This window comes from Pseudomonas sp. 21LCFQ010, assembly GCF_024129905.1.
Lineage (GTDB): Bacteria > Pseudomonadota > Gammaproteobacteria > Pseudomonadales > Pseudomonadaceae > Aquipseudomonas.
In genome coordinates this window covers 39227-64163 of the sequence record NZ_JAMYDZ010000022.1, presented here as the reverse complement: position 1 = coordinate 64163, position 24937 = coordinate 39227, and the positions used below count along the sequence as shown (strand labels likewise).

21 protein-coding genes are annotated in these 24937 nt (G+C 62.8%); 6 read left to right on the top strand and 15 right to left on the bottom strand.

Annotated elements, in window-relative coordinates; genetic code table 11:
- The first annotated feature begins 24 nt into the window (after positions 1 to 24).
- A complete protein-coding gene (gene yrfG / locus NJC38_RS21680) occupies positions 25 to 696 on the top strand; it encodes a GMP/IMP nucleotidase (RefSeq protein WP_045485738.1) in 672 nt (223 codons plus the stop codon).
- A 105-nt stretch (positions 697 to 801) separates the two neighbouring features.
- Here yrfG and lysM read toward each other — a convergent pair whose 3' ends face one another.
- On the bottom strand, positions 802 to 1260 hold the full coding sequence (lysM, locus tag NJC38_RS21675) for a peptidoglycan-binding protein LysM (protein ID WP_253117034.1): 459 nt from the start codon (positions 1258 to 1260) through the stop codon (positions 802 to 804).
- Between the two features lie 157 nt (positions 1261 to 1417).
- Here lysM and NJC38_RS21670 point away from each other — a divergent pair, with 157 nt between their 5' ends.
- The 4 genes from NJC38_RS21670 to NJC38_RS21655 all read left to right on the top strand — a co-directional run bounded on the left by NJC38_RS21670 (position 1418) and on the right by NJC38_RS21655 (position 6468).
- A complete protein-coding gene (locus NJC38_RS21670) occupies positions 1418 to 2311 on the top strand; it encodes a LysR family transcriptional regulator (RefSeq protein WP_253117033.1) in 894 nt (297 codons plus the stop codon).
- 164 nt (positions 2312 to 2475) lie between these two features.
- Entirely contained in the window at positions 2476 to 3315 is an 840-nt protein-coding gene (fdhD, locus tag NJC38_RS21665; RefSeq protein WP_045485728.1) for a formate dehydrogenase accessory sulfurtransferase FdhD, read from the top strand.
- Entirely contained in the window at positions 3312 to 5645 is a 2334-nt protein-coding gene (locus tag NJC38_RS21660; RefSeq protein WP_045485726.1) for an FdhF/YdeP family oxidoreductase, read from the top strand. Before fdhD ends, NJC38_RS21660 begins: the two co-directional genes overlap by 4 nt.
- Before the next feature lie 346 nt (positions 5646 to 5991).
- Positions 5992 to 6468, top strand: coding sequence for a YMGG-like glycine zipper-containing protein (locus tag NJC38_RS21655; protein WP_045485724.1), 477 nt, complete (start codon positions 5992 to 5994; stop codon positions 6466 to 6468).
- A gap of 40 nt (positions 6469 to 6508) precedes the next feature.
- Here the strand turns inward: NJC38_RS21655 and NJC38_RS21650 are convergent, their stop codons facing one another.
- A complete protein-coding gene (locus tag NJC38_RS21650) occupies positions 6509 to 7570 on the bottom strand; it encodes a transposase (protein ID WP_253117032.1) in 1062 nt (353 codons plus the stop codon).
- A 185-nt stretch (positions 7571 to 7755) separates the two neighbouring features.
- Positions 7756 to 8193: a thioesterase family protein gene (locus NJC38_RS21645; protein ID WP_045485720.1), complete on the bottom strand. Its 438-nt coding sequence runs from the start codon at positions 8191 to 8193 to the stop codon at positions 7756 to 7758.
- A gap of 109 nt (positions 8194 to 8302) precedes the next feature.
- On the opposite strand from NJC38_RS21645, the gene NJC38_RS21640 reads away from it, so the two are divergent.
- Complete coding sequence (locus NJC38_RS21640) at positions 8303 to 8623, top strand: hypothetical protein (RefSeq protein ID WP_253117031.1); 321 nt, start codon at positions 8303 to 8305, stop codon at positions 8621 to 8623.
- Positions 8624 to 8950: 327 nt separating this feature from the next.
- On the opposite strand, the gene NJC38_RS21635 is transcribed toward NJC38_RS21640, so the two are convergent.
- The 12 genes from NJC38_RS21635 to NJC38_RS21580 form a co-directional block, all read right to left on the bottom strand.
- Positions 8951 to 9466: a hypothetical protein gene (locus NJC38_RS21635; protein WP_253117030.1), complete on the bottom strand. Its 516-nt coding sequence runs from the start codon at positions 9464 to 9466 to the stop codon at positions 8951 to 8953.
- Positions 9467 to 9910, bottom strand: a complete 444-nt coding sequence (locus tag NJC38_RS21630; protein ID WP_253117029.1) for a hypothetical protein — start codon at positions 9908 to 9910, stop codon at positions 9467 to 9469.
- Entirely contained in the window at positions 9907 to 10815 is a 909-nt protein-coding gene (locus NJC38_RS21625; RefSeq protein WP_045485714.1) for a hypothetical protein, read from the bottom strand. Before NJC38_RS21625 ends, NJC38_RS21630 begins: the two co-directional genes overlap by 4 nt.
- Positions 10816 to 10901: 86 nt before the next feature.
- Complete coding sequence (gene tagQ, locus NJC38_RS21620; protein WP_253117028.1) at positions 10902 to 11912, bottom strand: type VI secretion system-associated lipoprotein TagQ; 1011 nt, start codon at positions 11910 to 11912, stop codon at positions 10902 to 10904.
- Between the two features lie 80 nt (positions 11913 to 11992).
- A complete protein-coding gene (locus tag NJC38_RS21615) occupies positions 11993 to 13750 on the bottom strand; it encodes an SUMF1/EgtB/PvdO family nonheme iron enzyme (protein ID WP_253117027.1) in 1758 nt (585 codons plus the stop codon).
- Positions 13743 to 14945, bottom strand: a complete 1203-nt coding sequence (locus tag NJC38_RS21610) for an FtsX-like permease family protein (protein WP_253117026.1) — start codon at positions 14943 to 14945, stop codon at positions 13743 to 13745. Before NJC38_RS21610 ends, NJC38_RS21615 begins: the two co-directional genes overlap by 8 nt.
- Positions 14942 to 15661, bottom strand: coding sequence for an ABC transporter ATP-binding protein (locus NJC38_RS21605; RefSeq protein ID WP_253117025.1), 720 nt, complete (start codon positions 15659 to 15661; stop codon positions 14942 to 14944). The genes NJC38_RS21610 and NJC38_RS21605 overlap by 4 nt, the downstream gene beginning before the upstream one ends.
- Positions 15661 to 18753 carry a serine/threonine-protein kinase gene (locus tag NJC38_RS21600; RefSeq protein ID WP_253117024.1) on the bottom strand — a complete coding sequence of 1031 codons (3093 nt, stop codon included), beginning with the start codon at positions 18751 to 18753 and terminating at the stop codon, positions 15661 to 15663. The genes NJC38_RS21605 and NJC38_RS21600 overlap by 1 nt, the downstream gene beginning before the upstream one ends.
- Positions 18754 to 18761: 8 nt before the next feature.
- Positions 18762 to 19478 carry a protein phosphatase 2C domain-containing protein gene (locus NJC38_RS21595; RefSeq protein WP_253117023.1) on the bottom strand — a complete coding sequence of 239 codons (717 nt, stop codon included), beginning with the start codon at positions 19476 to 19478 and terminating at the stop codon, positions 18762 to 18764.
- Positions 19478 to 20149 (bottom strand): type VI secretion system-associated protein TagF, encoded by a 672-nt coding sequence (tagF, locus tag NJC38_RS21590; protein WP_253117022.1) that lies wholly within the window; start codon positions 20147 to 20149, stop codon positions 19478 to 19480. Before tagF ends, NJC38_RS21595 begins: the two co-directional genes overlap by 1 nt.
- Positions 20146 to 23649, bottom strand: coding sequence for a type VI secretion system membrane subunit TssM (gene tssM, locus NJC38_RS21585; RefSeq protein ID WP_253117021.1), 3504 nt, complete (start codon positions 23647 to 23649; stop codon positions 20146 to 20148). Before tssM ends, tagF begins: the two co-directional genes overlap by 4 nt.
- Positions 23646 to 24935, bottom strand: a complete 1290-nt coding sequence (locus NJC38_RS21580; protein ID WP_045485693.1) for a DotU family type VI secretion system protein — start codon at positions 24933 to 24935, stop codon at positions 23646 to 23648. The genes tssM and NJC38_RS21580 overlap by 4 nt, the downstream gene beginning before the upstream one ends.
- Positions 24936 to 24937: the final 2 nt, after the last annotated feature.

Below are 24937 nucleotides of genomic sequence, written 5' to 3'. Positions count from 1 at the left end.
TCAGTCGCCAACAGAGAAACCGGTATGCCTGACTTGCCCTGGAACGAGATCGACACCGTCCTGCTGGACATGGACGGCACGCTGCTGGACCTGCACTTCGACCAGCACTTCTGGATGCACCACCTGCCGCGGCGCTACGCCGAGCTGCATGGCATCAGCGAAGCCATGGCCTGGCTTGAGATCAAGCCGCTGTTTGTGGATAACGCCGGCACCCTGAACTGGTATTGCCTGGATTTCTGGAGCCGCGAGCTGAAACTGCCGATTCGTGAACTCAAGCTGGAGGTCGCCCACCTGATCGCGCTGCGCCCGGATGCGCAGACCTTTCTGGCCGCTATCCAGCGCGCCGGCAAACGGGTGATCATGATCACCAACGCCCACCGCGACTCGCTGTCGTTGAAGCTGGAACGCATTGAGCTGGCGCCCTACTTCGAGCGCCTGATCAGCTCTCACGACTACGGCTTTCCCAAGGAAAACCCGCAGTTCTGGGACGCTCTGCACGCCGACACAGCCTTCGACCCGGCGCGCAGCCTGTTCATCGACGACACCCTGCCAATCCTGCGCAGCGCCCGGGCCTACGGTGTTGCCCACTTGCTGGCGGTCAGTGAACCCGACAGCCAGCAGGGGCCGAAAAACACTGAAGAGTTCGCCGCCGTCGGTGACTACCTGGCACTGCTCGAAGGGCTCACAACGGCGTAGGAGCCGCTGCCCGGTCGGTCCCGACCCTGCCTTGAAATACAGTGGGAACGACCCTGGTCGTGAAGGCGGCTGGACATTCAAAACAGTTCTACTGGTTAATGTCGCTCAGTTGGGGATCCGCAGAACCTGCCCCGGATAGATCTTATCCGGGTGGCTGAGCATGGGTTGGTTGGCTTCGAAGATCTTCTGGTACTGGTTCGGGTCACCATAGACGCGCTTGGCAATCTTGCTCAGGGTGTCGCCCGATACGACCGTCACGAAGTTCGCTTGAGCCCCTGGCGAGGGACTGCCGCTGACGGTGAGTTGGTCATCAACCTGCTCGATACCTGCGCAATTGCCCGCCGCCAGCGCGATCTTTTCTTTCTGTTCCTGATTCGCCACATTGCCGGTCAACACGACCTTGCCATCTTGTACAGCGATATTAACGTTCGACTTATCCAGACCCAGTTCATCGAGGCGGTGTGCCAACTGCTCGGCAGTAGGCTGCTGGGCAGCGGCCTGGCCCGGCGTGATAAGGTCGACGAGTTTTTCGCCTGCACTTTTTACGAAATCAATAAGTCCCACGGGTCATCCTCCCTAACGGCTTGATTGACATCTGCCACAACAACGATAGTTGCCACAGGTGCCGGCAACGGTTGCGCCGACCAACGCAACCGGCTGTCTCAAAGCTGTTACGGATGCGTAGAATCGGTCGCCTGCCTGCCCACCGCCCGGAGTGAAGATGGACATCAAGCAACTGAAATTCCTGATTGCCCTCGACGAGACCCAGCACTTCGGACAGGCGGCTGCCCGCTGCAATATCACCCAGCCCACCCTGTCGATGCGCCTGCGCAATCTTGAGCAGGAACTGGAGCTGGAGCTGGTCAAGCGCGGCCAGCGTTTCGAAGGTTTTACCGCGCCGGGCGAACGGGTGCTGGCCTGGGCCCGCACGGTGCTGGCCGCCTATGACGGCTTGCAGGCAGAAGCTGCCGCCTGCCGTGGGCATCTGGTCGGCACGCTGCGCCTGGGCGTAGTGCCGCTGTCGAGCTTCGACCCGCTGCCCTTGCTGCAACGCATGCACCAACTGCACCCCAACTTGCAGTTCGTCCTGTCGTCGCTCAGTTCCGAACAGATCCTTGAGCAGTTGTCGAGCAACCAGATCGACCTGGGCGTGTCGTATTTCGAGCGGCTGGACGCCACCCGCTTCCAGGCCCTGCCGCTCAACGAAACCCATATGGGCCTGCTGTATGATCAGCGCCATTTCCAGTTCGGCGAACACCCCCTGAGCTGGACCGACCTGATGGATCTGCCACTGGGCCTGCTGACCGGCAGCATGCATTTTCGTCAATCCATCGATCACAACTTCCAGAGCCGTGGCCTGCAACCGCAGCCGCTGTTGCAAACCGACGCCGTTCATCAGTTGATGCAGGCCGTCCAGGGCGGGCTGTGCTGCGCAATCATGCCGCTGGCCGGGGGCCTGGAAGATCTGGGCGACACCTTGCGCCTGCACCCCATCGAAGACGCTCGCACCCTGGCCCGGCTGGGCCTGATCATGCGTAACACCGCACCGCATTCGCCCTTGGCGCAGGTGTGTTTCCAACTGATGAGCACCGGTCTCGACTTGAGCGAAAAATAACCGGCTGGCCAGGCTTGTGCGCCAGTGCACAGCCTGGCGCTGAGCAGAAATCCGGCGCAGGCGCATTGATCGACGTCATCTATCACGGCATCAGAACTAGCGATTAGACGCAGTCCGACAACCGGCCTAGTCTTAGAGCTATCAATCTGCCGGTATACCAGCCCATGCACGCCAAACGCACGGTCAGCACGGCGTCGGCACAGGATGCGCCTGCGCTCAGCGCCAGTAAGTCCTATCAATACACCCACCTCGATGGCTTGCAGGCGGCCGAAACCGCGCTGGCCGAAGAAGTTGCGCTGGCCATTGCCTACAACGGCATCAGCCAGGCAGTGATGCTGGTCAGCCCGACCGACCTGGAAGACTTCATTGTCGGCTTCAGCCTGGGCAGCGGCATCATTGCGTCAAGCGACGAAATCTATGACTTCAGCCTCAGTGGCTGCGGCTCGGCCATGCAGGCCGAGGTCGAAATCGCCAGCCGGGCGTTCTGGGCGCTCAAAGAGAATCGCCGCCAGATGGCCGGCACCACTGGCTGCGGGCTGTGCGGTGTCGAAGCGGTTGAGCAGGCATTGCCGCAACTCGATGCCTTGGCCCCGGCACCGCTGCCACCGATTCACTGGCTGGACGGCTTGCGCCAGCGCATCAGCGACTTCCAGCCGCTGGGCAAGTCCAGCGGCGCGGTGCATGCCGCGCTGTTCATGAACAACCAGGGCCAATTGCTGCTCAGCCGCGAAGACATCGGCCGGCATAACGCTCTGGACAAACTTATCGGTGCACTGATCCGCCAGGACATTCCCCTGGCCGGTGGCGTGGCCGTCGTCACCAGCCGCTGCAGCCTGGAACTGATCCAGAAGGCATTGCGCGCAGGCATCCAGACCCTGGTCAGCCTGTCGTCGCCCACCGGCCTTGCCCTGCAATGGGCGCGCAGCCATAACCTCAACCTGATTCACCTGCCGCATCACAGTGCGCCGCGGGTCTACAGCCCTGCGATGGAGAACCGACCGTGACTCATCATCAAGCCGACAAGACACCGAAACCTGCCTACAAGCCGTACAAGGGTCCGGCCGGTGGCTGGGGCGCACTGATCAGCGTGACCCAGGCCTGGCTGGGCAGCGACAACGCGCTGAAGAACCTGCGCGCCATGCTCAAGACCAACCAGAACGGCGGCTTTGACTGCCCGGGCTGCGCCTGGGGCGACTCGCCGGAAAGCGGCATGGTCAAGTTCTGCGAAAACGGCGCCAAGGCGGTCAACTGGGAAGCCACCAAGCGCCGCGTCGACCCGGCGTTCTTCGCCCGCCACAGCGTCACGCAACTGCTGGAACAGAGCGACTACTGGCTGGAGTATCAAGGCCGCCTGACCGAGCCGATGGTCTACGACCGGGAAACCGACCGCTACAAGCCTATCGCCTGGGACGACGCCTTTGCGCTGATCGCCAAACACCTGAACAACCTGCCCGACCAGAACATGGCCGAGTTCTACACCTCCGGCCGGGCCAGCAACGAAGCGGCTTATCTCTATCAATTGTTCGTGCGCGCCTATGGCACCAACAACTTCCCCGATTGCTCGAACATGTGCCACGAGGCCAGTGGCGTAGCCTTGTCGCAGGCCGTCGGCGTGGGCAAAGGCACGGTGACGTTCGACGACTTCGAACACGCCGACGCAATTTTCGTCTGGGGCCAGAACCCCGGCACCAACCACCCACGGATGCTTGACCCGCTGCGTGATGCAGTAAAACGCGGTGCCCAGGTGGTGGTGGTCAACCCGCTCAAGGAGCGTGGCCTGGAGCGTTTCCAGCACCCGCAGCACCCGGTGGAGATGCTGACCAACAGCGACAAGCCGACCAACACCGCGTTCTTCCGCCCGGCACTGGGCGGCGACATGGCCGTGCTGCGCGGCATGGCCAAGTTCCTGCGCCAGTGGGAGCGCGAGGCTCAGGACAACAACGCTGAGCCGGTTTTCGACCACACCTTCCTCAATGAGCACACCGACGGCGTGCTCGACTACCTGGCGGCCATCGATGCCACGTCGTGGGAGTCGATCCTGGAGCAATCGGGCCTGGCGCTGGACGACATCGAGCGCGCCGCGCGCATGTACGTCAAAGGCAAGAACGTGATCATGTGCTGGGCGATGGGCATCACCCAGCATCGCCACTCGGTGGCGACCATTCAGGAAATTTCCAACCTGATGCTGCTGCGCGGCAACATCGGCAAGCCAGGCGCCGGCCTGTGCCCGGTACGCGGGCACAGTAACGTGCAGGGCGACCGCACCATGGGCATCAACGAGCGTCCGCCGAAGTTCCTGCTCGACGCGCTGGAGCAGCGCTTCCAGTTCAAGGTGCCGCGTGACAACGGCCATAACGTGGTCGAGGCCATCCACGCCATGGCCGAAGGTCGCGCCAAGGTGTTCATTGCCCTGGGCGGCAACTTCGCCCAGGCCACCCCGGACACCCCGCGTACCGCGGCGGCCCTGCAGAACTGCGACCTGACCGTACAGATCAGTACCAAGCTCAACCGCAGCCATTTGTTCCACGGCAAGGAGGCGCTGATTCTGCCGTGCTACGGCCGCACCGATATCGACCAGCAGGCCAACGGCGCGCAAGCGGTCACCGTGGAAGACTCGTTCAGCATGGTCCACGCCTCGTTCGGCCAGTTGCAGCCGCTGTCCAGACACATGCGCTCGGAACCCGCCATCATTGCCGGGATCGCCAACGCTACCCTGGGCAAAAAGCCGGTCGACTGGCTGTGGCTGATCGAAGACTACAGCCGCATCCGCGAGCTGATCGCCGATACCATTCCAGGCTTCAAGGACTTCAATACCCGGGTCGATAATCCGGGCGGTTTCTACCTGGGCAACTCGGCCGGCTCACGCCGCTGGAACACCGCCTCGGGCCGCGCCAACTTCAAGTCCAACGCCTTGCCGGGCAGCCTGATCGACGAGCGCGTGAGCAGCACCGGCCAGCAGCCGGACCTGATCCTGCAATCGATGCGCTCCCATGACCAGTACAACACCACCATCTACGGCCTGGATGACCGTTACCGGGGCGTGAAGGGCCAGCGTGACGTGGTGTTTGCCAATGAGGCAGACATCATTCGGCTGGGCTTCCAGCCCGGCCAGAAAGTGGACCTGATCTCGATCTGGGGTGACGACCACGAACGTCGCGTGCAGGGCTTTACCCTGCTGGCATTCGACATTCCAGCCGGTCAGGCTGCGGCTTACTATCCAGAGGTCAACCCGCTGGTACCCCTGGAAAGCGTCGGCGCCGGCAGCCACACGCCGACCTCGAAGTTCATTGCAATCCGGATCGAACGGGCCAGAGAAACGGCGCGGATTATCTGAGGTGATCAGGGCCGCTGTCATCAGCGGCCCTTTTTTGAAGACGTATAAACGTCTTTAAACAAGTTCATTCACTAGTTGGAAAATATATGTTAAAAATTATTTCCCAAGTGATTTTACTGCCTGCCACATCGTTTGCAATTATCTGACCCAACAGCGCGCAACGCCTGTGTTAGCGGGTAAAAAGAGTGGCTACAAGCGGTCTATGACCGTTAAAAAACAACTAAGTTCCCTATACAAAACAACAGCTTAGTTATTTGTGCGCAGGTCGTGCTATTCGTCGGATTTGCGTTGCCTGAAGTAATTGTTAATTGCACGATCGCGCCGTCATCCCTATGAGATAGCCCACATGAAATTCTCCTCGGTTCTGTTGTTGTCACTTTCTCTCGTGACCGGTTCCGCCCTTGCCGGTGGCAACCTGGAAGCGGGCGTTGGCGGTGCATTGGGCGGGGTTCTTGGCTCAGTGGTCGGCCAGCAGATTGGCGGTAGCACCGGTGCGGCAATTGGCGCAGGCCTGGGTGGTGCCGCAGGCGGCGCGGTCGGCGCAGACCGCCGCAACCGGACTGAAGCCGCCATCGGCGGTGGCCTGGGCGCTGCAGGCGGCAACGTGATCGGCCGCAGCGTTGGCGGCAACACCGGCAGCCTGATCGGTGCCGCCGCCGGCGGCGGCGCTGGTGGTGCGCTGGGCAACTACATGGGCAATGAAAGCCGCGATGACGATCGTCGCTACCGTGGCGGCAATGATCGCCGTGAGTATCGCCATGGCCATGGTCCGCGCAAGCACTACGGTCATCGCAAACACGACCGCCACTGGCGTCATCGTTGATCCGGCAAGAGCACCGTGCTTTGTTGACATCCTCCCCGCCCTAAAGGGCGGGGATTCCCACAATTGGACGCTCATGCCCGAGCGCGAGAATGTTCTTTGCGGCGTTGACGTCGCGGTCGTGGGTGGCACCGCACCCACAACAAGTCCATTCCCTTATTCCAAGCCCTGCGATACCTCTCGGCCTCGAGTCCGGCAATTGCTTGCAGCTCGAACAGGTTTGGGTGGTGTTTCTCTCGCTGACAACCTTGAAAACCGTGCCTGCGTGATCGCATTTGTATTCCAGCATGGTTTTCAATTGGCCCCAGCCGGCGTCCAGCACCGACTTGGCCATCCTGGTTTTCGCGAGTTTCAGTGAGTTCACATCGCCCACCACAATGACGCCACAACGCGCTACCAGCGCGTTGCTGAACTTATGCAGGGCATCCTTGCGGCGGTTCGCAATCCTGGCGTGAATCGCCCGCACACGGGCCTTCTTGCCGGCCCGCTGGGCCGTGCCCAGGGCGCTCTCCAGATCCCGGTAGAACCTGCCGCTTTCAAGACGATCACCGTCGCTGCAGGTGACCGTGGTTTTCAGTCCGAGGTCGATCCCCACCGCGTCCTGGCCTGGCGATAACTGGCGGTCGACCTCGACCACGACGTTGAAATACCAGCGTCCACGGCTGTCCTCGTTGAAGCTGCCGGATCTGAATTTAAAGCCCGCCAGGCCGTAGCTGTCCCAGACCTTGAAGTGCTGTCTGTTGAAGACGACCTGGCCGTTTTTCCAGACAGCAGCGCCGGCCTTGAGGGGCACCCAGCCCAGGCTGCGCCGAGCGCCGCCCGAGCAACGCCAGCGTAGCTGGCGCTTTTTGAATTGCTTGCGCCGTGTGACATATTCGTCGGCAACAGCCTGCACCGATTGGCTGTGCAGTCCCAGGTCTTTGCCGGCCCCGTTGGTGTACTTGTGAATGTCGAACGCTGACAGAAAACGACCGTGCTCACGAATCGAGCGACTGCTCAACTCGTTTACGTAGTTCCACACAAAATTCACAGCACGAGAAGCTTCACGCAGCTGCGCTGCATGCTTATCCCGCACTCGAACCTTGAGGGTTTTGGTCGCTTTCATTTCAGTCATGAAACACAGAATAGGGGTGGTTTTATGGATCTTAACCCCTATGACCGCTTCGCGGTGGCGCTTTCATCCCCCACCTGAAGGAAGGGGCTTTTCGCGCCAGCTCGGTAACCGGGCTTTCGTAGGAGCTGCTTTAGCAGCGAAGCTTTAGCTGCGAGCTTTCGCAGCTGAAGCTGCTCCTACGAGGCGATAAGCAGCGCTTGCAACGCCTCACGCAAGGCATCTGGAATCGCCACCGGCTGGCTTGACTGCCGGTCGATGAACACCTGGACAAACCGCCCCGCCGCACAGGGTTCGTCTTCCCCGACCCGGAACACTGCCAGCTCATACTCCACGGTACTGCCACCGAGTCGGGCCACCCTTAGCCCGACTTCGATCAGTTCCGGATAAGCGACTGACGCAAAGTAGTCGCACGCCGAACTGACCACCAGCCCCGCCACCTTACCGTCATGGATATCCAGCCCGCCACGCTCGATCAGCCAGGCATTCACAGCGCTGTCGAAAAAGCTGTAATAGGCCACGTTATTGATATGCCCATAGATATCGTTGTCCTGCCAGCGCGTGGTGATCGGCTGGAAGTGGCGATAGTCGTGGCGTTGCAGCAAGGTGTCGGGCATGGTCGCTCGCTCGTTGAATGGCGTGGTGTGCCGGCAGACCCGATACGTTACAGAAAAATCCGTCAGCGCCGATACAGCTGGATACGCAATGGATCTGCAAGGAGCAGCAATGCAAGCCCCCGGAACACCGGACAAGGATGACGGCATCATCCGCATCAATCGCACCGAACCTGGCCACATTGACGTGGTACTTGGCAGCCACCCAGGCAAAAGCCTGCCCCGCCCGCTGCGCGAACCGCGCCCCTATGGACTGATCATGCTCTGTGCGCTCCTGGCGATCCTTAGCCTGTGCCTGATGCTGTCGCAGTTGAGCCGCCATACCGCTGACATCGCCCCGCCTGCCGCCAGCCTGCCGCCTGTTGCCGCACCACAATTAGCCGAAGAAGCCAGCCCAGCACCGGTCTCACCGGAATCTGAAGCGCAACAATAGCCAAAGGCTTACACGCGCTAGCGAACAATTGCCATTTGAATGCTCGGCCAGCAGGCCTACTATCGGATCCAACCACTGGTGAACAGGAAGCTCGCCAGGATCAAGGACGATCGACCATGCCTGGATGCTGCCGACAGGGAGTTGGAATGGTTCTGGACAAAAAACCCGCTTCGGCGGGTTTTTTAGTGCCTGCGCAAAACCAAATAAGAATTAATTGCATAAATAGCCAATGTCTTACACGCTGACGAGGCATTTGGCTATTTGAACCCGGATGGGAACTCTCTACTATGGGATCCAATCCACTGACGAGCAGGACGCTGGTCAGGATCAAGGACGATCAGCCATTGCCCGGATGCTACTGACAGGGAGTTGGAATGGTTTTGGACACAAACCCGCTTCGGCGGGTTTTTTATTGCCTGCGAAAAAGGCTGTAAACAAACCTGCTAGGCCTTGAACAGATACCAGGCCGGGTTGATAGACCGCACCGATCTTGCGGATCAGGTGAATGAGCCTCGCACCACAGCCATCGTCTGCACAGAAATCATTGTTTGTGCTTCTTGCAGCACGCTGCCAGCGAACCTCAACCATCACCTTGCGAAACTCTCGATGGCGCTTGCTGTTGAGCATCAACAGGGCCAATAACGGCAGCAACAGGCCGATAACAGACCACGAGCCCGGTACACGTCGCTCTCCCCAGCGCAACAACACCATCAGGATGCAGGCAAACATCGCCAGAAAAAACGTGACGATGAAAACAGGGAAATGCCAACGCATGATCGATAGGAAATCGAGGTCTGCTCTCACTACAACGCCTTGTAGATGCTGGCTCAGTGGAGCAAACAATCATCTTTTCTTCCGTTTGTTACGTATGGCAGCCCGCTCCGCCCGCACCTTGACCATGACCTCACGCATGGCCCGGTGACGCCGGGTATTGAGCAGCAAGAGTGCAACCAGAGGAAAGAACAGCCCGAGAAAATACATGATGCGAGGGACGCGATAACCGCTACCCAGCACGACCGTCAGGATGCAGGCCAGCATCAGCGCAACGACGAGCCAGACGCCCCATGGCCGTCCGCGCACCACCAGAAGGTTGGCCGAACAGAGATAGACAGACAGAACGACGATGGCCTGAAAGTAATACTGAATATTTTGCTCGGGGTCCGAGACATGCTGTTGCAGCACAATCATGGTCGCCAGTGACATGGCAAACAGCGCCATGAAAAACGCAGCGGCAAAAATAGGCAGATGCACCCGCAAAATGGTGAAGAACCCCGTTTCATGATTCATTCCGGTAGTTCCTCGTACAAGCCGACTGCGATGCTCTTTTGCACTCGGGAACTGCCAGCAAGCCCCACGCCCATACCGAGGGTTTCAGACAGTTTAATTCTGAATGCTGCTGAAATTTCCGTCGCTGGGTAACGCTTGGGCAGTACACCGCTGCGTTGTTGCAACTTGATCAGCCTGGGCGTCAGGTCAGGGTGACGTAAAGCCAGTAGTTCTTCAGTCAGACGCTTGCGCTCCTGTCTGTTCAGATTCTGCAGGGACTGATTAAAGCTGCGACCGGTCATGGTTTTGCGCATATGCAGCAACCGAGCCGCCGTTGCACCCGTGGCCGCAACACCCAGTAATGCAGCCACATCCAGGACGTCCAACGTGGTGGTGTACCACTCTTTACTGTCCAGTTGATCGTTAATTTCGGGGCTGAGCAGTTCGTTCTTCACCCGGTACAGACCGTTCGCGCATTGCAGGGTGCCGGCGCCGAGCGAGGCGGCACCGATGGCAGTAATGGCCAGACTCGCACCACCGGTAAACGGCACTGTCACACTACCGCCAATTACCGCAATCCACCCCAGCACCGCTCCGCTGCACGCCAGGGTGGTACTGACCGCTTCATACAGCAGTCGGGACTCGCGGGGGTTGTTCTGCACCTGCTGGACGAACTGCGCTGGCGCAATATAGGGCTTGGCCTCACGCAGGATGATCCGTTTGGGTCTGAGACTGCACAGAGGGGTGAACTCGCGCAGGGTGACAACATTGAAATCGGCATCGATGTAGACCACACCCGCACCGACGATAGCAGGGTCGGCATCAATATCGGCATAGAGTTTCTTGAGATTGATGGAGGCCTCGATACGCTGCCGGGCCATCATTTGTGAGTGGGTATTGTTCAACCCGATTAAAACTTGGGACATGGACTCTTCCTTGAAACAATGAACGACTGCCGGGCACTTCTGCCCTCAGGCAGAAGTGCGACCGGTAGGCCGCTCAAGACAGCGGGTTACACATTCGGGCAAGGCACCGGAGCCCAATCGCCTACGTCAGGGTTCTTGCACATACGGCCGACTTCGCTCTGACCGGCAGCAGCCACTTGTTGGCTCTCTGCCTGTTTGTTCTTGGCGTCCTGCAGAGACTTCTCGGTGCCTACCGCTTCACGCGGCACGTCCGGCAGCTTGTCTCGGTTGGCCTTGCCGGTGTTGCCAGCTTTGGCGGTGTTACCGGTTTTATTGCCAGTAGCCTTGCCGGTGTTCTTGTCAGCGGCCTTGGCACCCTGCTTGTTGCTGCTGGTGGTGACCAGTTGTGGGTTTTCAGCCTGGGCGACAACCACCACGTCGTTACGCTTCACGCCGACCTGCTGCAGGTCTTTCTCGTAAGCCTGGGTGTAGTTGTTCAGGTCTTCGCTGGCACGGCCGTTCACGGCCACGATCAGGTCGTTGGATTCTTTCAGGCCGGCGACGATTTCTGCCAGGCGCTTGCGACCTTCGGTGTCGTTGATACTGCCGGCCTTGCGGGCAGTAACCAGGCTGGCGAACTCGCGCTGGTAGCACGACTGTGAAGCCTTGGCGTAAGCGGTGCTGCGGTCGATATCGGCCGAGCTCTTGTTGAAGTCGGCGGCGTACGACGCAATACGCTGGTTGTCGTCGGCGATCTGCTTCTGACGCTCGGTGTAGTAACCGGCCGCACCACCGACCAAGGCACCACCGGCGGCGCCGATGGCGGCATTACGGCCGCGTTTTTCCGAGTTGCCGGTCAGCGCGCCGGCCAGTGCCCCACCCACTGCGCCGATGGCGGCACCGGTGACAACTGACTTGGTCATGTCTGAGTCGGTCTGGCGCAAGTGCTGCACAGGCTGGTAGCAGGTCGGGTAGAACTCGACCTTGGTGGTCGCACCGACCTTGGACACCGGTGAGCTGGCGCAACCGGTCAGCAGGACAGCGCCGAACCCGGCGGTAGCCAGCAACAGGCTGCGGCTTTTGGCGAGAGCTTCGAATGGTTTGCGAGACAAAAACATGGCTGCGTTCTCTTCTTCAGGTTTGGACAGGCCCGCACGGCCCAATGCAGTGCGGGGTCTTGCGGTGTTGGCCGGCACACTCATTGCGTGCTGGCCGATACGAGTAACTGTTTGAGGATGTCGGCCGGGTCGACGCGCTTGTTCTTGCGGTACTCACCGACGTGACGCACGAACAGCGTGGCGCGGTTCATCAGGCTCTTGCCGATGACCGGCTTGCGCGCCAGCTCTTCCTTGACCCGCTGGAACTGCGCCTGAATCACCGCGTCGGTATAGCGGGTGCCAGTGGCCAGGTTGTCGATGTAGATCGCCACGGCACCCTCCAGCGCGCTGCGCCCGTTGGCCATCGCCGAGGCGAACATCGCGGCGCTGGCCTGGTCACCGGCATCGGCGGCCTGCTTCTGGGTTTTTTGCAGGTTGGTCAGGCGGATGTTGTAGTTATTGATGGTCTCGGCCACCAGGGCAGCGGACTGGATCAGGTTGCCGGCAGCCTCTTCACGTTGCAGGGCAATCAGCGCCACGTTGCGCTTGAGCTCTTCGTTGACCAGACCCAACTCGGCTTGCAGACGCGGGTCGGCAGTGGTGCCAATGATGCTGTCCAGGCGCTTGGTCGGGTCATTGACCGCATCGATGTCATCGGTCAGCGACGCCAGCCGGCCGTCCTTCTGCCATTGCTCGAACAGCTCCTTGTAACGTGAGCGCGGCGCCGACAGCGCGCCGAGCGCGACCCGAAACCCTGTGGTTTCGTTGCGCTGCTCGGTGCCGTCGGCGGCGAACAACGGATACTCGCGACGCATGCCGGTGAACAGCGTGCCTTCGCCTTCGAGGTAATTGCCGCCCTTGGCCACAAAGCCGCCATAGGTACCTTGGCGGCGCCCGGCATGCACCAACTGGAAGGATTCCTGCACCATCTCGGCGGCGTTGCCGATCACATCGAACATACCGATCGGGTTGGGCAGCTTGGTGCCAATCGGCATCAGCCGCGCGCCCTGCCCCGTACCGCCAGCCACCTGGCTGTACACCGCCCAGTCAGCCAACGGGCCGTCGCCTTCCTGGCCGTCCTGACGGCGCGGGAACAGCCGGCCTTCCAGATCCTGACGGCTGACCGCCTGGCCGCCACGGGCGGCGAATTCCCATTCCACTTCCGTGGGCAGGCGCACGAAGCCGATCCCGCCGTCTTCGGCGTCCTTGCCACGACCGCTGACCGGCAACAGGTCGCGGTGGTTTTTCATCAGCCAGGCGCTGTACACCGCAGCGAAACGCTCGGCTTCGAAGCGCGACAGCTTGACCTTGGGCAAGCGCCCGGCCATACCGTCCTGGGCCTCGCAAGCCGGGGCGGGTTCGCCACTGGCCAGCGATTGCGCCTGGGCCATGACTTGGGCGTACTGGCGCTGGGTGACTTCGTACTTGCCGATGAAGTACATCATCGGCTTGAGCGGCGTGCCTTTTTCAGCCTTGGGCAACAGTGGCGCGATGGTCTTGCGCCAGGCCGGCGCCAGGTCTTCAGCGGTGAACTGGCCATTAATGAAGTCGCGTCGGTAGCCGGAAATGAACGACTGCTTGTAGCCCGCCTCACCTTCACTGAACGGATAACCCAGGCTGATTTCACGGTCATCCAGCGCGCCTTCAGCGAGGATGTATACGTAGCGCATGACCATTTCGCCGCCACACGGCAATGGCAGGCTGACGTCATCGGGCAACGGTTTGGGGTTATCCAGCTTGTTGCTGGCCGGTGCCTCGCTGTCGCTCTCGGCACACGCGACCAGCGAGGTCAGGCCCAGTGTGGTCAGACACAGCGCGGCCATTGCTCGCGCCAGACAAGCCCTGCGCAACTCAAACATCTCTGATTCCTTCCGAAGCCTGGATACGTGACACCCGCAAGCCGCCCAGGGCGGCGGCGACGGCGCTGGCCCCCAGCACGGCCAACAGGGCCACGAGGTAATGACGCGCCAGCAGGTGGCTGGCGTATTCACCGGCCACCTGCACGAACAGCCGATTCAGGCCCCACTCGGCCAGGCCGTAGAGCAACGCGGCGAGGGCGGCGGCCAGTACCCCGCTGTACAGCGCCTGCAGCATGACGAACCCCAGCAGCGCGCCGCTGCCGAACCCCAGCAGGCGCAACACCGACAGTTCACGGCGCTTGCGTGCGATGGCCGCCAGGGTGCCGGCGAAAATCGCCGCACAGGCACCGGCCATTGCCAGAGCGGCGATCACCCAGAACACGATGGTCAGGTTGCGGCTCAACGACTGCACCTGGGCGATGGCCTGGGCCTGGGTGGCGACCAGAATGCCGCTGTCGGCAAAGTGCCGACGCAGCGGCTCGACATCGTCCAGATGCCGCGCATACAAGCGAAACGCCGGATAGATACGCGGTGCATCAGCCGGTCTGGCTTCGCCCGGCCAGTCCAGTGCCGGCACCGCACGACCGTCGCGATAATCTTCTGCGGCCTGCAACAGTTCCAGGCTGGCAAACAAGCCATCGCGCTGGAACGCCTCAAGCGGCAATACCGCCTCGACCTTCAGGCGCACCCGCCGCACTTCAACACGACCGGCGACCTGCCGGGTGATTGCCGCGTCCAGCCAGTCGCCCATCTTGACCTGCAACTTCTCGGCGGCGGTCTTGCTCAGCAGCATGCTGTCCAGGCCGACCGGCACCGGTAGCGAACCCAGCAGCGGGTCGCCGTGAGCGGTGGGAATCATCTCGACGTTCACGGCCTGCAACTGGCCTGGCAGGCTCAGGTCGGCGGCGGCGGCGATCTGCCGGGTCCGCGGCAGGGCGAACAGGACCTCCGGGCGCTTGCTCAGGTCAGCGATCTGGCTGGCGCTGAAGCGTGCACCGCCCAACGGGATGATCTCGCGCACCGCCGGGTCCTGTTCCAGGCGCTCGGTGAGGCTGCCGATCAGGCCGAACTTGAGGCCGAACAGCACCAGCAGCGGCGCGATCACCGCCACCAGCGCCAGCACACTGCAGGCCGACAGACGGCTGTCGGCACGGTAGTCCTGCCAGGCCATGCTGGCGATCAGGGTCAGGTTCATGAGCTGACCTGCCCCAGCGTGGCCGTCACGCCGCCATCGGCATCGCGCTGGCAGTCGATGCGCAGCAGGCTCAACCCCGATTGCCGGGCCAGCCCTTCGTCGTGGGTGGCGATCACGCAACAGGCTTGCTGTTTGCGGGCCTGCTTGAGCAGCAACTGCATGACTCGCCCGGCATTGAGCGGGTCCAGCGCGGCGGTAGGTTCATCGGCCAGCAACAGTTGCGGGGAATGCGCCAAGGCGCGGGCACAACTGACCCGCTGGCGTTGGCCCACCGACAGCGCGGCAGGCTTCTTGCGCAATTGGTCGCTGATTTCCAGTTGCTCGGCCAGGTGCTCGACCGTGCCGTCGTTGTTCATGCCCAGCAGGCGCCGCGACAGCTCGATATTGCTGCGTACGTCCAGAAAGCCCAGCAGCCCGCCGGTTTGCAGCACATAACCCAGATGCCGGCTGCGCAGCGCCGCCAGTTGCTCCTGACGTGCTTCACGCCACAGCCCGCCGATATCGAACTCGCCCTGGGCGGTGGAAAAGTCAAAGCGCTGGGCATGATCCGGGGCCAGCACCAGCGCCAACAGGTCAAGCAGGGTGCTCTTGCCACAACCGCTCGGCCCGACCAGCGCGCAACACTGGCCACGCTCCAGCTCCAGGCGCGGAATCACCAGGCTGTAACGCTGGCTGGCGCTGCCGCGCGTTTTGCGCACCTCTCGTAAACTGAGCATCACGGCAGCGTCGACAACGGTACGCGGTACAGCGCATCACCCGGCTCGGCATCACCGAAGCGGACCCAGTTGGCCAGATCGTTGTGGAAGGTCTCGTAGAGGCGGATCTTCGATTCCAGCTCGTCGATAAAGTCTTCCTGCTCGGCCACGCTCAACGACAACCACAAATCCTGGGTCATGTTCAGCGACTTGCTGCGGTACGGCAGCCCTTCAAGGTATTCGCCCAACACCCCGCCAGCGGCCAGGTTGGCGCCGTTGCGCAAGGCTTGCGGGTCGCGGCTCATGTAAGCGCTGGCACTGGCGATTTCCTGGAAGAAATCCTTGGGTGAAGTCTGGGTCTTGCGCGCCGCATCGACGATCAGCTTCAGCGATTGCTGCAGGTCGTTGAGTTGCAGTTTGGTGAGCATCACGCAGACCTGAAAGGCCGGCAGCGCCGGGTTGGTCAGGTCGCGGTCAGCGGCCCAGGCACTGACCAGCTGCGGCGCCTGGATCGCCGCTTTGCGACCGAGAAAATCCATGTGCATGGCGTAACCGACGGCGGCGGATTTCTCACTCAGGCTGGGCGCCTTGGCCAGCAGCGGTACCGCTTGCGGCTGGTTGCTGCGCACCTGGTGCACCAGGTCGGCGAACACCGAGCCGATCTCGCCAACCCGCTCGCCGAACTGCTGCACATCACCACCGGCCACCGGCACATAGAGGTCGCCAATGCGCGGGTTCGGGTCGGCGGTCAGGACCCGATACTGCTGTTCGGCCGAATCGTGATTTTTCTTGCCAGCCTCGGTGCGCAGATGCAGCGCGTAGATTTTGATCTGCTTGCCCAGTGCGGCCTGACGCACTTCGGCTTCGTTCATCCGGGTGCTGCTGAGCGGGTCGCTCTTGCGCAACGCACCGGCATCGCTGACCAGCAGGATCAGCCGCCCGCCGTAGCCGGACCAGTCCATGCCATCGACCGCCTGCATGATCCCGGCGAAGGCGTCTTCATTGAATGAATGGCTGGACACTGGCGTGGCCTTGACCTGCCGGGCCAGTTCCAGGAAGCGCTGCGGGTCGCGGCCCTGCTCCAGGGTGATCAGGGTCTTGCTCAGGTATTGCAAGCCGGGAGTCTTACTGGTGTTGTTGCGAAAGCCCACCAGGCCAAAGCTGACGCTGTCCAGCTCACCGCGCTGGGCGATCTTGTCCTGCAACTGATGGACGACTTCACGGACCTGATCGATGTACGGCTGCATCGACACCGAGGTATCGACCACCAGTACCACCGCCGTACGAAATGCATTGCTGGCCCCTGCGGATCTGGGCTGATCGCCAGCGGTCTTTTGCGGCAGGTTGCCGGGGTCGATCGAGGCAATGTTGAGCATCTGTACCGGCTGACCGTCTTCGTCGAAGCTTTCCCGCGAATCGAAGATCGGCAGCAGGTAGAACTGGTCCTGCGGCACAGCGCTGGCAGCCGGTTCCAGGGCCAGTACCTGGCTGTTGTCCTGAGTGTCGTTCTGCGCCTGCATCAACAGCTTGCGCGCCGCTACCGGATCGGCAATCAGGCTTTCCAGTTTGCCGGGATCACGCAGGAACATCACCGGCGAGCGCCCGGAGCGTTCAGTGAACTTGAGCACCAGACTCTGCTTCCAGTCGCTGACCTGGCTGGCCGGCAGCCAGCCTTCACTGCGCCCGTCACTGCCCGCACCGACCCGCAGCCACGGCTCACCGTTTGCCTGGCGGCGCTCGTAGACATACAGCACCGAGAAGGCCGGCAGCGGTTTATCGACATTACCACCAGGCTCACTGGCAAACCGCGCACCGGGCTTGCTCAGCACCCGTTGATAGAGGGTCTGCTTGCCTGCCATCAGCAACGGCTTGCCGGTATCGGTTGCCGGTTGTTGCGCGGCATTGAGGGCCGGCGTTGCGGTGGCTGGCGTGCTTGCAGGCGTCGGCGCTGCGGTGGCTGCAGCCTGGGGCGTGGCCGACGCGGCGCCGCCTTGGGCAGCGGCGGGCTTGTCAGCGCTCAGCCAGAGATAACCACCGGCACCGATACCCAGTGCGGCGGCAATCGCCACCGCCAGCAAGGCCATGGCGGGTCCGCGACGGGGCGGTTGATCCTGCAACGCCGGGCGAGCCTGGGATTTGCTCAGATTCGGCGCGGGGCGGTTGACCGGCTCTGCCGCTGCCGGTGGCGGGCTGTCAGGAATCACGATGGACACTGGCGTCAGCCCGGCCAGCTCATCGGTCGCGGCTTCGCTGACCGGCTCATTACCCGGCAGGGTATCGACCACTGGTAAAGGACGCAGCAGGGTGCGTTCACTGTCGCTCTGAATCAGTTCGTCCAGCGCCGCGACCAGCACCTGGGCATTGGCAAACCGCTCGGCCGGGTCTTTGGCCAGCAGGCGGGTCAGTACGTGCTGGTAGCGGCCATGCTGCACCGGCAGTTCCGGCAGCGGTTCGGTCAGGTGCGCCAGTGCTGTGGATAACGCATCCGGGCCGCTATACGGCAGGCGCCCGGCCAGAATCTCGTAGAACACTACGCCCAGCGCATAAAGGTCGGCGCGGCCGTCGATTTCTTGGCCGCGAGCCTGTTCCGGGCTCATGTAACTCGGCGTGCCCACGGCAAATCCGGCCTGGGTGAACTGGGTGCGGTCGTCCAGTGATTTAGCGATGCCGAAGTCCGACAATACCGCGGTGCCATCGGCGCGGAACAGGATGTTGGCCGGTTTTACGTCGCGGTGGACCAGACCCTGGGCATGGGCGTAGCCCAGCGCGGCGGCGATCTGGCGGATGTACAGCAGCCCCTGCTCATCTGAAAGCCCGGCCGCGATTCGTTCTTTAAGCGTGCCGGCGGGCAGATACTCCATGGCCATGTAGTACAGCGGGCCGACGTTGCCAATGTCGTGAATGGTCGCAATGTGCGGATGCGCCAGCCGCGCCAGGGTGCGGCCTTCGCGCAGGAAGCGCTCGCAGAAGCTCGGGTCGGCAGCCAGGCTGGCGGCCATGACCTTGAGCGCTACCTTGCGCTCCAGCGAACGCTGGATGGCCAGATACACCGTAGCCATCGCGCCTTCGCCAATTTCGCCTTCAATGTCGAATCCAGGAATTTGCATGTCCATAGCGGCTCTCAACTGGCCTTGACGACAATGGCGGTGATGTTGTCGGGCGCGCCGCGGGTCAGCCCCAGATGGACCAGGCTGCGCACGACTTCATAAGGGTTCGGGTGGCCGAGTACGTCACGGATTTCATGGTCTTCGGCGGTCTTGTTCAGGCCATCACTGCATAGCAGGTAGGTGTCGCCGGCCTGAATGTCCAAGGTCACCTGTGACAATTCCAGCGGGTCGGCAACGCCCACGGCGCGGGTGACGATATTGGCGCGCGGATGAACCCGCGCCTGGGCTTCGCTGAGCAGGCCGCTGTCGACCAGGTCCTGCACATAGCTGTGATCGTGGGACAGGCTTTGCAGCACGCCGTCGCGCAGCCGGTACAGGCGGCTGTCACCGGACCACAGGCAGATGCCCTGGTTATCACGTGCGGCCAGCACCACCACGGTGCTGCCCATCATGGTCGCCTTGCGGCGTACCGTCTCTGCGCGCACTTCGCGGTTGATGTCGTCCAGTTGCTGGCGCAGTGCATCGCAATACACCTGCAACGTGGCCAACGGCGGGACACCGCGCAGCGAATCGACGATCAGGTTGCTCACGTAGTCGCCCGCTGCATGGCCGCCCATACCGTCGGCCACCACCCACAGACCACGTTCGGTCAACGCCAGGCAGGCATCTTCGTTAAGCGAACGCACCATGCCGGTATGGCTGTAACTGGCCGCCTGGTAAGTCAACGTCATCAAGCACGGCCCTCCTTGCCAAGCAAGGCGCGGGCGAAATCGCTGGCGGCCGGCAGCCCTGGGCAACGCCACAGGCCGGGCTGGATATGCTCGCCACCGCGCCCCCACCACAGGCTGGAACCGATACAGGTGTGCTCGGCCAGGGCCGCCATCCGCGCCTGGGGGTCGGTGGCGGCGAAGCGTTGCAGGCTGGCATCGACCTGCGAAGCAACCCACGGCGCCCCCTGCGGCGCAGGCAGACCCTGCAGGCGCGCTTCAAAGTCGGCAAAACTGGCCTCGGCCTGCAGGCTGTCGAGCATCAGCGCTTCGGCCTGCTCGAACCAGCCGTCAGCCTGCAGCCAGGCGCTCAGCGACTCATGCGGCGCCAGGGTCACTGCCACGGTCAATGGAAAGTAGCGCCCGACCCGGTCGATGCTGGGCATCAGCACCCCGGCCACCGCTTGCGCTCCGCAGACCCCTGGCGCCAGTGCAAAGCGCCACAGCGGGCTGACCAGATAAGTCTCCAGCCAGGCGCTGCCCAGTTGTTCCTGGCTGGCCAGCAGGCCGGCGGCCAGCCACTGGTCCCAAGGCTGGATGAACGACTGCGGCAGGCCACGGCTGACGAAGTCGCCACGGCAAGCCAGCTTGCCGTAAAAGCCCGGCGCACCAGGGTGTTGTTGCTCTGGGGTCATAACCGCTCCGGCAGACTGAAACCGCTCAGGACACGGCTTTTGAAAGGGTTGAAAGCACTGTTGGCGCGCAACTCGTAGGCGATGCTGGCGCCATCCACACGCAGGCGCAGGTTGAAACGGTCCGGCGCACTGCCCGCAACCAGGTCCGATTGCTCCAACAGGCGGAACCAGGCCCACGGGCCGTCCAGGGTTACGGCCGAGCGGCCACTGGCCGACGGCGGGCTGATCGACAGGCGTACCACGCCAATGCTGCCGGGGTTGGGCCACTGCATGGCCACCGGGCGGCTCGGGCCGTGGTCGTAGCTGATCTGCTGGCCGTCGAGGTCCAGCAGAAATTGAGTGATCGAAGCATCCATGGCCACCGGTTTGAGTTCGAAGCGCACCACCGGCTGGGTGCCGCCGGCGCGGAAGAACGCATCACGAATGGCGCTGGCACGCTGGAAGGTCTGCAGCACGCCGGCATTGATGCCCAGTTTCTGCGCCGCACCGGGCTGCCAGCGCCACGGGTTGGCCGAGGTGTCCACGTACGGTTGCAGGTACTTGCGGAAGTAGTTGTCCATCACCCCGCCAACCCCGAAGAACATGCCGAAGTCATCCAGCGTCGCATCGCGGGCGCTGCCCGCCGACAGCGGGTAGCGGCCACTGAGCGATTGGCGATAGACGTTCACCACCTCGCTGCTCCAGGCCGCGTTGAGCTGGTTGCGCACGCCGCCCATCATGGTGTTGGTGGTGGAGTTGACCACCGATTTGACCAGCCCGCGCACCACCGGCGGCTGACGTTCGGCACTCAGGTTGACGCGTGTGGCGGCAGCACTGGCCTGGTTCTTGGCTTCGCCAAGCAAGGCATCACCACTGGCCCCGACCATGGCACTGACCTGCACGTACAGGGCATTCATGTCTGCCAGCAGGGCATCAATGCTGCCCGGCTGCTCAGCGCTGCCCACCAACCGACGCAACTCGGCAAAATGCGCGCTGACCGGGTCGTCATTGGTTGTTTGTGCTGAAGGCGTGGCCGCCTGTTGTTCCTGCCCGAGCAACGAGCCCAGGCGCTGCTTGAGTTGATCCACGCCGTCTTCAACCGGCTTGCCCTGCGCCGCGAGCAGGCGCTGTTCGGCTTGCAGATCGGTCTGTTGCGCCACCGCTTGCAGGAGCCTCTTGAGCGGTGAGTCAGGGCCGGAAATCACCCGCAGCACGTCAGCCGCCTGGGCCACACTGGTGATCGGTACAAAGTCGATATCGGCGAGCAACGCATCCCACTCGCGCAGGAAATCCTGGAAATACAGGCGCCGCACTTCACCGGCCAGGCTGGCGACATCCAGCACGCCACCTTGGGCACTGCCCAGCACCCACTGCTCTTCGGCCAGCACGCCGGCCTGGCTCAGGCTGTTGCGCAAGAAGCCCTCGCGGTAGCCCTTGGCGGTGAACAGGCCACTGAGCGGCTCGCCCAGCGGCTTGCCGCTCTTGCGGCTGAACACCAGTGCCGCATCACGCCCGGCCGCTTCATTGAGGCGAAAGTCCGGCACCCCGTCAGGCAGCTTCTGACGCTTGACCCGGTCATAGACCCGCTGCGCCACCGGCAACTGTTGCAACTGGCGACGCAGGTCGTCGATCAACGGCTGATCCAGACGCGCCTTGGGCGGATGCCGTTCAAACAGCGCCTGCAAGTGCCCGGCCAGCGCCTGACGCTGCTGGGGCGGCAGGTCACGGGGCAGGTTGCGCTCCCAGTCGAGGCTGATCCAGGCCTTGATGAAGTCGGCATCGAAGTGTTCCTGGTCGGCCAGCATCAGGTACGCCTTCAAGCCTTCGTACAGGTAGTCCGAAGAGCCGCCGGAACGCAGCTGCTCTTCGATGCGGCTGACCAGCCGCGGCGCGAATACCGCGATCAACAGCTTGCGGTACACGCTGCCGGATTCGGCTTCGAGCATGTCACCCTGATACAGCCCCAGGCCCTCGGACCAGCCCGGCGGATCACCGGCCAGTTGCCGCACAGCATCGAGCAGCGGCAGCACGGCCAGCACATCGCGCTGCGCGGGGCTCAGGTTCTGCACCTGCTGGCCCAGCGGGGCGAGCTTGCCATCGACCTGGGCAATGTAATCCTGATTGGCACGGTAGCTGACCCACCACAACGAGGCGACGGTGACCACCACCAGCGCGGTGGCCGCCAGCACACCACGGGCGATCCACTTGCGGCGCTGCTCGACTTTCGGGTCGGCGCTCATCAAGCCTTGCTCGGCAAAAGCCACGGCGGTGAACAGCTTTTCGATGAAGTAACTGCGCCCGGTGCCGTTTTGCCGCGCCAGGTGTTGACGGTCCAGGCTCATGCTCTGCGCCATCACGCCAATCAGGCGGTCGATCGGGCTGCCCTCCTGAGTGCCGCTGGTGAAATACACCCCACGCAGCAACGGCCGGGTTTCATAAGGGTTAGGTTTGAACACGCCTTCCAGAAAGCCCTGCAACGCCTGGCGCAAAGCAGCGAACTGCTGCGGGAAGCCATAGATCAGGTCGCGCCGCGCCGGGTCGCGCTCCTGTTGCAGGCGCTCGACCAGCCGCTCGTTGAGGCGTTGTTCCAGCGCGGCCAGTTCCGCCGGGAAATCCTGCAACGGGCCGGAGGCGCTCTTGCCGTCGTCCAGGGCGAAGGTGGTGCCCCACACCTGGGCCCGCTCATCCTTGCTCAGCGCATCAAAGAACTCCATGAAGCCCGGCAGCAGGTCCAGCTTGGTGAGCATCAGGTAGATCGGGAAGCGCACACCCAGTTGATCGTGCAACTCCTGAACCCGGCTGCGGATCGCCACCGCATGGGCAGCGCGCTCTTGTTCGCTGCACTGCAACAGGTCCGACAGGCTGATGGCGATGAACGCACCGTCGATCGGCCGGCGCGGACGCTGGGTCTTGAGCAGGTCGAGAAAGCCCAGCCAGGCGGCTTTGTCCACCTGGGCGTGGCTGTCCTGAGTGGTGTAGCGGCCAGCGGTGTCGAGCAGCACGGCGCGGTCGGTGAACCACCAGTCGCAGTTACGCGTCCCGCCGACCCCACGGATCGCGCCGCTGCCCATCTGCGCAGCCAGCGGAAAGTCCAGGCCAGAGTTGACCAGCGCGGTGGTTTTGCCCGACCCCGGCGGGCCGATGATTACGTACCACGGCAGCTCATACAGGTTGCGCCGCTGGTCACCGCCCAGGCGAGCCTTTTTAAGCAGCGCCAGCGCTTCGTCCATGCGCTGGCGCAGGGTCGCCAGCTCTTCGGCGGTGGCGACACTGGTCGGGTCGGGCGCGGTTTCGGCGGCCAGGCTTTCGATGACTTTGGCGGCCTGACGGCGCGCCTGGATAATGCGGTACAGCCGCCAGCCGATCCACACCGCCCAGAGCAGGCCGATCAGCACCCAGCGCCGGCCTTCCGGGACCAGCGCATCGAGCAGCGGCCCCACAAACCAGATGATCAGGCTCAGGGCAATCAGCCCCAGTACCGGCACCACCCAGCGAATGACAAACCCCAGAAACGCCTTCACTCGACGCCCTCCGCCAGTACGGTGATTTCAACCCGACGATTCTTCGCCCGTCCTTCGGTGGTGGCATTGGAGGCCACCGGCTCGGTGTCACTGCGGCCTTCGGCCGTGAAGCGCTGCGGCTGGCCGGTGCGGGCGGCGAGGATTTGCAGCACTTGCTCGGCACGGGCCTGGGACAGCGCCCAGTTGGACGGAAAACGCAGGGTGGCGATGGGTCGGTTGTCGCTATGCCCGGTGATGCGCACCTCGCCCTTGACCTTGCTCACCGCCTCGGCGATACGCAGCATCAGCGGCTGATAGGCATCGACAATGGTTGCGCTGCCCGAGGCGAACAGTTCGTCACCGCGAATGGTCACCACCGAACGGTCTACGGCGTCTTGCACAGCAACCTTGCCGGCGCGAATCTCGTCAGCCAGAAAGCCGGCCAGGCGTGGACGCTCGACCACCTTTGGCTGAATCACTGGCCGGTCGATGGCCTGCACCGGGATTTCGCCCAGCGCATGAATGCGCTTGAACACCGGCTCCGCGTCATTGGCCAGCTTCATCCGCAAGCCCAACAGCAGCAGCAACAGCAGCGCCACGCCAATCGCCACACCGACCCAGGGCGGCATGAACTGAGCCAGCCGGTCACGGGCCAGCACCAGCCCACGCCAGCGCGGCGACAGCTCTTGCTCACGCTCGCCACGGGCACTGCGGATTGCCGCGCTGGTGCGCTCGCGGAGGGCTTCAAGCTGGCTGCGGCCGTTGTTCATGACCCGATACTTGCCTTCAAAACCCAGGCTCATGCACAGGTACAGCAGTTCCAGCAGGTACAAACGTTCACGCGGCGTTTGCAGGCAGTGCTCAAGCAACTGAAAGGACTTTTCGCCGCCCCAGTTTTCGTTATGCACGGTGACCAGCAGGCTCTGCTTGCCCCACTCACTGGCGCTGCCCCACGGAGTACTCATCACCGCTTCATCAAGGGCCGTGCACAGCACATAACGCGCCAGCAGCACGTCGTTACGCGCGACACCGGCGGCATCGGCGCGCTCTTCGAACTGGCGCAACTGGGCCAGCAGTTGGGCGCGCAAACTGGCCGGTGCCGGATGGGCGATGGTATTGCGCAGCCGGGTCAGCAACGCCAGCAAAGGACCGGCGGCAGCCTCCAGCGGGTTGAGGCCGTCGCCCTGACCCGCCGCCAGGGCAGGACCTGAGGCTTCGCTCGGCGGCTGTGGTGCCGGCGCACTGGAGGGCGCCGGGCGGCCGCCCGGACGCGGCATGAACTGGGTGCGATCGTCGTTCGAATGCATCG